At 66.8% G+C, this 10,170-nt stretch carries 13 protein-coding genes; 4 read left to right on the forward strand and 9 right to left on the reverse strand.

Annotated elements, in window-relative coordinates; all coding sequences use genetic code 11:
• Positions 1 to 458: 458 nt before the first annotated feature.
• Positions 459 to 686, reverse strand: coding sequence for a recombinase family protein (locus tag IH00_RS45650; protein WP_158828137.1), 228 nt, complete (start codon positions 684 to 686; stop codon positions 459 to 461).
• A 451-nt stretch (positions 687 to 1,137) separates the two neighbouring features.
• On the opposite strand from IH00_RS45650, the gene IH00_RS45655 reads away from it, so the two are divergent.
• Positions 1,138 to 1,236 (forward strand): Lsr2 family protein, encoded by a 99-nt coding sequence (locus IH00_RS45655; protein ID WP_234335095.1) that lies wholly within the window; start codon positions 1,138 to 1,140, stop codon positions 1,234 to 1,236.
• A 565-nt stretch (positions 1,237 to 1,801) separates the two neighbouring features.
• Here IH00_RS45655 and IH00_RS43100 read toward each other — a convergent pair.
• Positions 1,802 to 2,176 carry a hypothetical protein gene (locus IH00_RS43100; protein WP_158828139.1) on the reverse strand — a complete coding sequence of 125 codons (375 nt, stop codon included), beginning with the start codon at positions 2,174 to 2,176 and terminating at the stop codon, positions 1,802 to 1,804.
• Positions 2,177 to 2,277: 101 nt separating this feature from the next.
• Complete coding sequence (locus tag IH00_RS0135375; RefSeq protein ID WP_158828141.1) at positions 2,278 to 2,676, reverse strand: hypothetical protein; 399 nt, start codon at positions 2,674 to 2,676, stop codon at positions 2,278 to 2,280.
• A gap of 465 nt (positions 2,677 to 3,141) precedes the next feature.
• On the opposite strand from IH00_RS0135375, the gene IH00_RS41260 reads away from it, so the two are divergent.
• Together IH00_RS41260 and IH00_RS45350 are read left to right on the forward strand one after the other, a co-directional pair.
• Positions 3,142 to 3,624 carry an AfsR/SARP family transcriptional regulator gene (locus IH00_RS41260; protein ID WP_158828143.1) on the forward strand — a complete coding sequence of 161 codons (483 nt, stop codon included), beginning with the start codon at positions 3,142 to 3,144 and terminating at the stop codon, positions 3,622 to 3,624.
• Positions 3,625 to 4,032: 408 nt separating this feature from the next.
• A complete protein-coding gene (locus IH00_RS45350) occupies positions 4,033 to 4,794 on the forward strand; it encodes a peptidoglycan-binding protein (protein WP_078888143.1) in 762 nt (253 codons plus the stop codon).
• Here IH00_RS45350 and IH00_RS43105 read toward each other — a convergent pair.
• On the reverse strand, positions 4,780 to 5,214 hold the full coding sequence (locus IH00_RS43105; RefSeq protein ID WP_158828145.1) for a hypothetical protein: 435 nt from the start codon (positions 5,212 to 5,214) through the stop codon (positions 4,780 to 4,782). The two genes, IH00_RS45350 and IH00_RS43105, sit on opposite strands and share 15 nt — an antisense overlap.
• 842 nt (positions 5,215 to 6,056) lie before the next feature.
• Between IH00_RS43105 and IH00_RS42400 the strand changes: the two genes are divergently transcribed.
• Complete coding sequence (locus IH00_RS42400) at positions 6,057 to 6,692, forward strand: hypothetical protein (protein WP_031080489.1); 636 nt, start codon at positions 6,057 to 6,059, stop codon at positions 6,690 to 6,692.
• 87 nt (positions 6,693 to 6,779) lie between these two features.
• Here IH00_RS42400 and IH00_RS41275 read toward each other — a convergent pair whose 3' ends face one another.
• From IH00_RS41275 to IH00_RS44720, 5 genes are all read right to left on the reverse strand, one after another.
• Entirely contained in the window at positions 6,780 to 7,727 is a 948-nt protein-coding gene (locus tag IH00_RS41275) for a recombinase family protein (protein ID WP_107064594.1), read from the reverse strand.
• On the reverse strand, positions 7,720 to 8,124 hold the full coding sequence (locus IH00_RS0135395) for a hypothetical protein (protein ID WP_031080493.1): 405 nt from the start codon (positions 8,122 to 8,124) through the stop codon (positions 7,720 to 7,722). Before IH00_RS0135395 ends, IH00_RS41275 begins: the two co-directional genes overlap by 8 nt.
• A 2-nt stretch (positions 8,125 to 8,126) precedes the next feature.
• On the reverse strand, positions 8,127 to 8,867 hold the full coding sequence (locus tag IH00_RS0135400; RefSeq protein ID WP_031080495.1) for a hypothetical protein: 741 nt from the start codon (positions 8,865 to 8,867) through the stop codon (positions 8,127 to 8,129).
• Positions 8,868 to 9,071: 204 nt separating this feature from the next.
• Entirely contained in the window at positions 9,072 to 9,524 is a 453-nt protein-coding gene (locus IH00_RS44715) for a pentapeptide repeat-containing protein (RefSeq protein ID WP_234335096.1), read from the reverse strand.
• A 170-nt stretch (positions 9,525 to 9,694) separates the two neighbouring features.
• Positions 9,695 to 9,976, reverse strand: coding sequence for a hypothetical protein (locus IH00_RS44720; RefSeq protein WP_234335097.1), 282 nt, complete (start codon positions 9,974 to 9,976; stop codon positions 9,695 to 9,697).
• Positions 9,977 to 10,170 lie beyond the last annotated feature (194 nt).

Genomic DNA, 10,170 nt, shown 5'->3' on the forward strand with positions numbered 1-10,170 from the left:
TGCAGCGTCGGCAGCGAGGGCACACACTCCGCACCCCACCCCTCCAGCGCCCCCTCTTCCTGGGCCCGGAGCATCCTGCGCCGCAACTCCGCAACGTTCCCGCCCGCCTGAGCGAGGACCTCCCACAAGGCGTCACTCAGCGAAAACCCGTCATGCCGCGGCCGCGCCTCGACATGGCCCCGGCGCGCGTCCTTGCTCCTCCTCTCGCCGCTCCCGTTCTAGGTCCCAGTCGCTGCGGGGGACTGAGCGCTTTGCGACATAGACAGGCTCTCGGAGTGCGGGCCCGCATACCCCCACAACCTCCCATCCGTCGAGGCCGAAGCGGTTAAGTGATACCTCGACAGGGCGCCACTCCTTCTCGCTCTTCCACCACTTCTCCTCAACTCGCACTCACGGGTATTCCCAGCGCTGAATGTCAGACATGAGCATGTTATGCCCGCTTTAGTGGACCGTTCCAGTCACCGATAGCCCCAAACCGCGCTGCCGTGGCTACGCGGTGCTCTCGCGCTGACGCAGGGTCGGCGGTCGGTCGGGGTCGCGAGCATCCGCCGGACGGTCTCCGGGTGCCAGCGCTTCCCACGCTTGGGCCGGATGTTCTCGGACTTGAGCACGGCGCAGATCTCACGGAAGGACAGGTGCTCCTCGTCCCGGAGCTGTCGGGCACGGGCGCGGCCGACCTGCTCCATCTCCTCTTCGGCAGCTCCTTCTTGTGGGCCTGCCAGCCGTACGGCGGGGCGCCGTAGGCGTACTGCCCTTTCCCCTTGATGCGGCGGCCGCGGCGGAGCTTGGCCACGGTCATGCCGCGGTCCAGCTGGGTGAATACGCCCATCATCTGGCGCATGGCGGTGCGCATCGGGTCCTCGGGGGCGTCGGGGAGGATCTCGCCCTGGCCCCCAAGCCGACCCCGAGGCATGGCGCATCGCCGTCAGCGAGGCCCGCGGGCCGCGGTGGTACACCTGCGACGGCGCCCTCACCGGTTTCCTCGCCGACGTCCTCAGCGGCCGCACCACGGTCCCCCAGTTCCCGGACAGCCTGCTCGACCACGGCGTCACCTTCACCCCGTCACCAAACCCGGCGAGCACCAGCACTCTCGAGCCGGAGCAGTCCACCACCAGCAAGCCCATCAACACCCAGGACGTGCGCGACTGGGCCCGGGCCAACGGCTACGACCTGCCCGACCACGGACGCATCCCGGCCGCAATCCCCGCCGAGTGGAAGAAGGCCAACACTCCCTGACACACTCCCTCGACTCGGGCGCGCGGTCGAAGGGGCGCCCACGGCGCGAGAGCGACACCGGGAAGCCCGGTGAAAGATGTCCACCTGCCGCTGAGGTGGCCAAGCAATTCGCTGTGGGCACACGCGTACGAGCCCAGCTGCTTCCAGGGTTCGGTCCTGGTGTGTTCCTGTGGAGGACTGGCTGGTGTCGACTTCCCCATCTGATGCGCCTGGCGGCCGCGCTGACCGCCGCTCAGGAATCGAGGCCCGCAGCCAGTGGCGCCGCCCTCTTGGAAAGCCAGGGACCGTCAGTTCCTGCAGACTGGGGCACTGCCCCTTAAATTGGTGATGTTGCTGGCTGATGCGACACGAGGAGGAGCACGGATTTCGCGCCGGGGGCGCACGCCGCAACCGCTCCGGATGCGGCACCGCCGGTTGGCGGGAAGCGGATCGCGCTGCTGATGTGTCTGGGCGACAGGGGCCCGCGATGACCCGGCCCGCATCCAGCTCTGCTGATCGGGCCGATTTGATGCCCGGTGAGACATCAATCCGCCGAGCCCTTCGGCAATCGCGGCGGCGTGGCCGCTTACCAGCCATAACCGAGGCCGGCACGAAACGGGACGGCAGCTGGATCGACAGGATTGGGGACGGATCTTGCAGAGATAGCAGAGTGAACAGTCACTCCGGCGTTGCTAAGCCAACGGAAGTCAGAGTCGACGCCCGCGGCATAGGTCCAGAAGGCATGATAGAGCGACGTCGAGTCTTCCGTAGCAGCTGAGGGAAACCTTTGGGTGGCCGCCAGTCGCTCTACTTCCCTGGCGAATGTTTTCTGGTCCGCAAGCATTTCAACGACATTGAAGACTAGGTCTGAAATTCCTGCGCTAAAGATTTCAACCACAGCCGCATACGCCTCGTAGCCCACCTCTGCCGCCGGTGAATTTGCTGATCGCTTTGGCGCCATGCCGCATTTCCCCTTTATTGAACAATATCGCTTATTGTGCCACGGTGCCGCGGCTAGCCCGGAAAGGCCAGCCCGCGACACCGAGACAGACAGATCGTCATTCAGGTGTGGAAGCCGATGCCGAAGGGAAGGGAGATTCCCCACCTGATCGAAGCATCCGTTGTGGCCGCAGGGCTATCCCCGTCGTCGGGCTTGAATTCCTGCACGTACGACCTAGACCGTTCAGGGATTGCCGAGGCGTTCCGCCACTTCAGCTCTCCATCGAGCCCGGTGCAGTGATTCCAGAACGAGGCGAAGGAGCGATCCATGTCCTCCGTGGCCTCTCGCGGCACGCCTTGGCGGTCCGCCAGGTACTGGACCTGTTCCCGAAATGTTGCCGGGTTCCTGAGCTTCTCCAGGATTTCGACCAGCAGGTCCTTGACTCCGTTGTTCACGATGTCGCATACCGTCTGATACTCGTCGGCTTCCGTTGTTGCTTGCAGGGGGGGTGCCGAAACCATGGTGTACCCGCCTTTCTGTGGTGGACATGCATCAGTGGCTCCTTGCTCACCACTCATGGTTCTCATACTCCCCCGCGGGCATCGCATTGGTATGCCCCGCAGCGTTCAGCGGGCGTCCCGCTTACGTCTCTCATCCGTCTCTACGACGTTTGTGCAGGCCAGAAGGCGTATCGGTCGGCCCGGCGTAGATGCACAGCAGGTGCGTGAGGCATGTGTCGGTTGCACAGTGGTGATGTGTCGAGGAACGCCGTGTGTCTCGAACTGCTGAGGCCCTTCGAAGTCACCAACGCCGGCTGTCGCATCTCCCTCCCCTTGGGAGCTCAGCGCCTGTTGGCGTTCCTTGCGATGCAGAACGATGGTGCTCACCGAGCCGCTGCCGGAGAACGGCTCTGGCCCGACTGCACCCCGTCCCGGGCTGCAGCTAATCTCCGATCTGCCCTGTGCCAAGGCCGGCGCCTGGGCTGCGTGACGGCAATCGAATCAGCGGGTCCGCGCCTGATGCTCTCGCCCGCGGTCCGTGTCGATTTGCATCGCATTTGGGTGTCAGCCCGTCAGGTGGTTGAAGGGGGACAACCGTTGCCCATCGACTGGGCAGACCTCGTCAGTGACTTGAGCCGGGAGCTGCTGCCTGGCTGGGCCGAAGACTGGTTGATCTGGGAACGAGATCGCTGGGACCAGATGCGCGTCTACGCCCTCGAGAGCCTAGCCCAGCAGTTTCAGGCGAAGGAGCAGTTCCTGCCTGCGCTCCAGGCGGCCCTCGCAGCCATGACTGTGGACCCCATACGGGAGACCGCGCATCGCATCGTGATAGAGGTGCATCTTGCGGAGGGCAATGTCGCCAGCGCGCTCCAGCGCTACCGCAACTATCGGGCCTTCCTGCGTCGGGAGCTCAACGTTGGGCCATCGCAGCAAATGAACCAGCTCGTAAAGGACCTGATGCCCACGTAGGTGCGGCGTCCTTCGAGTGCAATCTCTTCCAGGAGGGTCTTGAAGGTGAGCAACTTGAGTGCCGGGGATGCTGTGCGGTGCCGAACACCGGCCAGAAGGGGAGCGCCCGAAGACACGCTCACCGCCGTAAGTTGACCTGGCATGCCGACTGGCGGCGCAGGAACTTGGTCACCGCGTATGGGACTCCAACGAACCCCTCACTAACGCATCAGCGACAAAGTCTCAACGTCTCGGGGACGGCTTCAGAACGTCCTTGGACAAGAATCAACACTATCTACGTTCCACCGCCTCTCTGACGGGCGGCTGAGCCCTCCCGGATCCGCCGCCGGATCGCACATCAATTCAGGGTGCGAAGCGAGTCGCATCCTCAAGTCGTCGCATAATTCCGAGGGAGCATTGGAGAGATACATGTACTGGAAAATAGCTGAAGACATGGAAGTCGGCGATGCGGTAAGCATTCTCGCGATTTCTCATGTTTTCTACGAGGACAGCATGCGAACCGGGGGAAGCATCTCTTGGACCAACAAGAACCCGGGCAACATCGTGCGATCCGGTGAAGCGGAAAGCTACGGGGCATACCGGGGAAAGTACAACTACCTGTTCGCCATCTTCCCTAGCGAAGAGGCAGGGTTCCAGGGCATACGAAAATTTTTGCGCCACCCTAACCGTCGCACGAAGACGATCCTGGGGATGATGAAAATCTATGCCCCTGCCGGGCATGGGTCGAATACTCCCGAGCAGTATGCTCAGGCAATAGTCGACGCCCTCGGCGGAGGAGTATCCACGAGCACGCGAGTCGATGATTTGAGCGATCAACAAATTACGAAATTTGCTGAGAAAATCAAACAAGTGGAGGGATGGGCAACGGGAGAGGAGTTCGGCCCAGATAACCTGCCGGAACACGTCCGCGAATGGCTGGAACAGTATCCCACTCGGGCGGAGCGCGCTGCGGCCGACCAGCCGTTTGCCAAAACAGGCGTGCCCAATTCAGAAGGGGTCAAGAACATTCAGAGGCGCCTCAATGATTTCGGGTGGACACCTCCTCTAGTCGTTGATGGGATATTCGGCGCAAAAACCGAGGCGGCTGTGAAAAATTTTCAGCAAAAGAACGGCCTTGTGGCAGACGGAATCGTTGGCAACAAGACCTGGAGAAAACTAGTCGGCCTCTGAGCTCCGTCTCTGGGCATTGCCGGCCGACCGGGCGCCACAAGTCCTGAGGTAGAGCAGGGCTTTCGCGCCACGAGGTACAGCCTGCAGCACACCACCGTCATCGGTGAGGGTTCGCGGATGCGGACGTCCTCGATGGGCTTCGTGCCGTGACCGGATCAGAGCTCCGGCGGCGTGGTTCCGGCCGGAACCGGCCCCAAGTAGAAGCCGTGCAGCGGTTAACGGTGAGATTGATCGGAAGAACGGTGCCGCGCCGGCGATGTCCCGGGTCAGGACGTCGATGTCCTTATTGAGCTGCTGAACCTTCTTGTGGACGATGGCCCGCTGCGTGGCCCGGTTGTTCTGGTCCAGGGTGAGCGTGCGCAGCCGCTTGCGCAGCTCCTCCTGGGCGATCAGGTACGGGTTGCCGGAGATGATCGCCATGGCTTCCTCGTACGGAACGCTGGCGTCGTCGACTTCGTGCGGACTACGGCTCGCAGCAGATGACGCAGCACCTCGACGCCGTCCAGGGGGCCGTCAACGCCTGGGGCGGCGCGCTGCCGGCCGACCCGGGCCATCCCGTACGCCGTCAGCTCGCCTTCCCTCTGGCCTCTCTCCTGTACGACTCCCGGCGCCTACAGGACCAGGTGCAAGCCACGCTCACCGCGGTCCAGGCAGAACAGGCCGCCGTACGCGACCAGGCGGCAGCCGCCGCGGCGGCTGGCCCGGAGGCGAGTGCCGTGCCAGCCGCGACGGAGAACACTGCGGCGGCCCCCGAGACGCGGCGGGAGACCACAGAACCCGGTCGTCCCGACGTCCCGAAGTCCCGTAGTGCCGAGACAGCGCGGGAGGAGTTCCCGGCTGCACCGGCCACCCGGCCAGCACCGTGGCCCCCGAGGGGGATGGCCCGGCTCTGGACGTCGCTGTCAAGAGCATCCGCCGATCGCTGGAAGACGCTCCCCAGGCCAGCCAACCGGAACCTGCTGCGCAGTACCCCGGTGAGCTGCCGCTGTGGACCGGCACGGAGGCCTCCACCGCAGACACCGCGGTGACGGAACCTGCGACCGGACTGGTGGACATCCGCGCCGAGTTCCCGGCAGTCATTGAGGCCTTCACCGAGCACGTGCCACCGGAGAACGGCACGGCGCAGGACCTGGTCGACGACCTCGGCGCCCACCTCGCCGCGCTGCAGCAGGCCCTCGCTGAGGCCGTCGCACCGGCCTCCCCATGGCGCACCGCCGTCCCTGGTCCATTCGGACGCTGCCGCTGCGGAGCCGGGTACGAAAATGCCCACGCCCGTCTCGCTGCAAGCCGATGCCGTCAACGCAGCCCTCCAGCGGGCCGATGCGCACGCCGCTGCGCTCCAGGACCTCCCGGAGTGGGAGAAGATCCAGACGGTGCGCGGTGCGGTCGGTCACCTGGTCCGCGTCATGAGGGAGCGGGCCGGGGAGCACTTCAACCGCCTCATGGGCGACGACCGCGTCGGCAAGTTCTTCCGCAAGATCTCGATTCGCGCCTGTGAGAAGGTCGCCCAATGGGCGCAGGCGGCGGCGGACCGCCTCCGTCGGAGGGGCGAGGAGAAGGACTCCGCCTCACCGGCGGCCGGGGCGCTGTGCGACCTGGCGGATGCCGCTATCGCCTACAGCTCCCCCGCCGGGGGCCGCAGCGGGCCGCCGCCGGCGGGCCGGGACGCCGCGTCCACCACGGTGGACATTCCGGCGATGCGGCAGCTCGGAGAGGCGCTGTCCCCTCCCCTTCCGGATGCCAAGGACGGGCGAGGGCCGCGGGTCTCCCAAACGGCCGCGCGGGGCAGATCAACCACACGGCGCGGGGCGAAGCCGAGCGGCTCCGCTGAGCAGACTGGCCATCTGCGTCGCGGTGGCATCGACCAACTGCGGGGCCACAAGCCGACACAGCGCTAACGGAGACGATGAAGGTGTGGCTGTAGGACCCGGCCACCCGCCGACTCGTCGGCACACCCCCGGGGTAGCCAGCGGCGGCGCCGATGCTCAGGACGCGGTCCGCGCGGATGTGACGCGGTCGGAGTGGATGCGGTGTGCCTTGCGGCCGGCGGGCGACTGCATGAGTGCGGCCGCGGAGTGCTCAACCATCGCCATGTGGACGCTGACCGGGGCGGTGGCCCGCACGAGGTAGCCCTGCCCCCGGCGGATCGTCCGGCCGTCCTGCAGGGCGCGGCGGACCGTGCCGTCGGCGACGGCGGCCAGGTGCTCGGCGACCAGGCCGGGCACGTCGACCACCACAACCGGGTCGGCCTCCGGCACCTGCTCCTGGGCCTCGTCGGTGACGCCATGGCGCCGTGACGTCGTGACGTCATCTCCAAGGAGAACCCCGAGGTCGGCGGGTACCTCGCGGGCCCCGGCCTCGTCCAGGACGCGCCGGATCGTCTTCGGTGAGGTCCCGTACTGCCGGGCGAGGGCCTTCACGGCCGCGCCCTCGCGGTAGGCGGTGACGGCGGCGGCGGCCTGGTCCTCGTCCAGAGCGGACGGACGCCCGAGCACCTTGCCGGCGGCGTCGGCCGCGGCCACGCCCTCCTTGGTGTTCTCCGAGATCATGTCGCGCTGGAACTCCAGCACGGCCGCGAGCACGGAGACCACCATCTTCGTCCCGGGGTCGTCTGCTGCCAGGTCGATCCCGGACAGCAGGCCCGACTCCACCTTGAGGTGCAGACCCCGCCGGATGAGCACCGGCCGCAGGGCCATGACGTCGGCGACGGACCGGAAGAGGCGGGACGCGTCGGCGATTCGGATCGTGTCGCCGACGGCGGCCTCGTCGAGCAGCCGCTTGAAGCCCGCGCGGTCCAGGGACAGGACCCGGCTGGAGGTCGCAGGGTCGTCGTACACCGGGGCGCCGGCGGTGAGCAGCTTCTTGAACGCGTGTTTTTGTCGGGCGTCGGTCTGCTTGTCCGTGGAGTGCCGCAGGTAGATCCGGTCAGTCACGGTGGTCGTCCCTCTCCGTCTGCAGGGCGGCGCGGGCGCGCTCGGCGCGGGCCTGGTCCAGGCGGGCCCGGTCGGCGAGCAGGGCCGCGAGGCGGTGGGTGTCGCCCTGGAGCTCCAGCGGGAGGTAGAGCAGGGCTTCCTGGACCAGGCGGAGGGCGGCGTGCGCGGAGAAGCCGGGCGGGGACTGGGTGCAGGCCCGGTGCGCGCACCGGTCGAGCTGGCCCAGCTCCCGGCGCAGCTCCTTGAGCCGGCTGGGGTCGCCGCCCAGGGCGGTCGCCGTCTTTATGCGCTGGGTGAGCTCCTCGCGGATGTCGAGGTAGACCCACGTCCAGGCGATCACGATGGGCCTGGCCTCGTCGGCGGGGATGCCGTTGTCGACGAGCTCGAAGACGTCCATGCTCACGCCTCCGTGCTGTCGAGAGGGGTGACGGTGCCGCCGATCAGGCGCTCGGTGGCGTCCATGGCGTGGGCCGTGCAGGCGAGGAACGACCCTCCGGCCGCGTCGGTGACCTTGTGGGTCAGCGGCTCGCCGCACGGGACGCCCAGCCGGTCGTAGTTCCACGTCCGGCCGCACGCCTTGCACGGGGTCCGGCCGCCGCTGGAGGTCAGGGTGTTGCCGTGCTCGGGGCAGACGCCCCACGGCACCGCGCACACCGAGCCGTCGCGTACGGCGCGGACCCGGGCGAGCTCGCCGGCGGTCTCCTCCAGGGCCTCGCTCACGCGGGTGAGCTGCCCGTCGGCGTCGCCCAGGCGGAAGGCGGTGTGCCGGGTTTCCTCGCGGTCGCGCAGCCGACGCTCGGCGTCGCGGATGCGCTCCTGGAGGGCGGTGGCGTCGGCGATCAGGGCGCGGAGGTCCGCCGGGGTCGGCTCGCGGTCGGCAGCGGGCTCGTCGGCGAGGGTGCCGGCCTCCCGCCACCGGTCGAACCCGCGCTCGCGGACGTGGGTCCAAACCTGCTTGGTGCCGATGATGCCGTCCGCCCACGTGAGGGCCGCCTCGATGTCGGCGTTGTCGTCGTGCGGGTGGAAGGTCCGGTGGCACTCGGAGATGTGCTCGCCGGTCACGCGGTCACCGGTCAGCTCCCAGCCGAACACGTCGACGTCGATCGGGCCGGGGACGAGCTTGAAGCGCGGGAAGGACATGGGTTCCCCCTCGATTCGGCCGGGCCGGTGGGCGGCCCTGGCGGTCGATGACCACCCTAGGGGGGCGAAAAGGGGGAGGCGCAAATACGGAACGGATTCCAATGGATCGAGGGCCACTCTAGGGCTGTTTTTGCCAGTTTGGGAGACTTGGCGGATTGGATCGGCCAGCGGGGGCGTAAACGACCGTTTACGCCCCCCACTCGTCTATGGATCTACGCGCAGCCAAGCCTGGGGAACAGTGATCGGCGCAGCGCCGACAGCAGTAAGCAACCCAGCAGGAACTGAACCCGTCGCGTCAGCGAAGGACACCTCACCGCCGGAGAACGTCGCATCGTCGAACAACACCTCGCCGCCGGAGAACGTCGCGCCACCGAACCACACCTTGCCGCCGGAGAACGTCGCATCGCGGAACGAACCCCTGCTGCCCGAGAAGCTCGCGTTCTCGAAGTCCATTTCGCCGTGGATGGTGACGCCAGTGAGATCAAGGTCGCAGCCTTGCCAGGAGCGGTGGGTTCCCTTGGGGCGTCGGTAATGGTGGCCGATGAGGCGCAGAATCGTGTGCCGGACCTTACGGAAGGCTAGGTAACGGTGGTGTTCCTCCTTCTGAGCGGGGTCGTCTCCGGGGTCGGGGGTGAAGGGCAGCTGGAGGTAGCACACAGAACATCGATACATGTCTGACGCAGGTTGTCGTCGGGGGCGTCGTCGGCGAGTCCGGCCAGGGCATGGACTGCGCCGAGCTGGACGGCCGGAGAGTCCGAGCCGAGTTGCTCGACAGCCTTGGAGAAACGCTCTGTGTGGAGCCGAGTCACCTCCCGGTGGGCACCGGCTTAATCGACGCGCTGGCGACGGTAGGCGACGACCAGGGCGACGAGCGCACCGGCCCCAGCGACCACACCGAAGGAGAGCTTCACCAAGTCGAAGAGTTTCTTGGCATCGAGCTTCGCGGTGGTGGCGATCTCCTGGAAGTCCAGCAGGTAGACCAGGCCGTAGAAGATGCGTCCGGCTATCAGGACCGCGGCGGCGAAGGTGACGGTGAGGGCCCGGCCGACCTTCCATAGCCACAACTCCCGATCGTCCTGGGTCGGTCGCGGCAGTCGACTGGTTGTCATGGGGAGGACGGTAGGGCTCGAAGACCTAGGTTGTCGGGGCTTTCGGTGGCAGGGCGGGAGGGAACGTTTTCGCCCCCCTGCGGCTATGCGCTGGAGAGCCGTCAAGCGGCGGTAAGGGTGACCGTACGCGCGGGGGGGTGCGACGGCGGCGAGAAGCCCCCGCCGCACAGCATGGCGATGCCATTGTTTCGACA

It is taken from the genome of Streptomyces sp. NRRL S-118 (assembly GCF_000716335.1).
In the GTDB taxonomy this organism is placed as follows: domain Bacteria; phylum Actinomycetota; class Actinomycetes; order Streptomycetales; family Streptomycetaceae; genus Streptomyces.

Coding starts and splice junctions, on each gene's coding strand:
- IH00_RS45350 (WP_078888143.1), top strand. CDS start 4,033: ATGTACTGGAAAATAGCTGAAGACATGGAAGTCGGCGATGCGGTAAGC.
- IH00_RS0135395 (WP_031080493.1), bottom strand. CDS start 8,124: ATGGACGTCTTCGAGCTCGTCGACAACGGCATCCCCGCCGACGAGGCC.
- IH00_RS43100 (WP_158828139.1), bottom strand. CDS start 2,176: ATGGCGCCAAAGCGATCAGCAAATTCACCGGCGGCAGAGGTGGGCTAC.
- IH00_RS45650 (WP_158828137.1), bottom strand. CDS start 686: ATGGAGCAGGTCGGCCGCGCCCGTGCCCGACAGCTCCGGGACGAGGAG.
- IH00_RS42400 (WP_031080489.1), top strand. CDS start 6,057: ATGCCCACGCCCGTCTCGCTGCAAGCCGATGCCGTCAACGCAGCCCTC.
- IH00_RS0135375 (WP_158828141.1), bottom strand. CDS start 2,676: ATGGTTTCGGCACCCCCCCTGCAAGCAACAACGGAAGCCGACGAGTAT.
- IH00_RS44720 (WP_234335097.1), bottom strand. CDS start 9,976: ATGACAACCAGTCGACTGCCGCGACCGACCCAGGACGATCGGGAGTTG.
- IH00_RS43105 (WP_158828145.1), bottom strand. CDS start 5,214: ATGGCGATCATCTCCGGCAACCCGTACCTGATCGCCCAGGAGGAGCTG.
- IH00_RS0135400 (WP_031080495.1), bottom strand. CDS start 8,867: ATGTCCTTCCCGCGCTTCAAGCTCGTCCCCGGCCCGATCGACGTCGAC.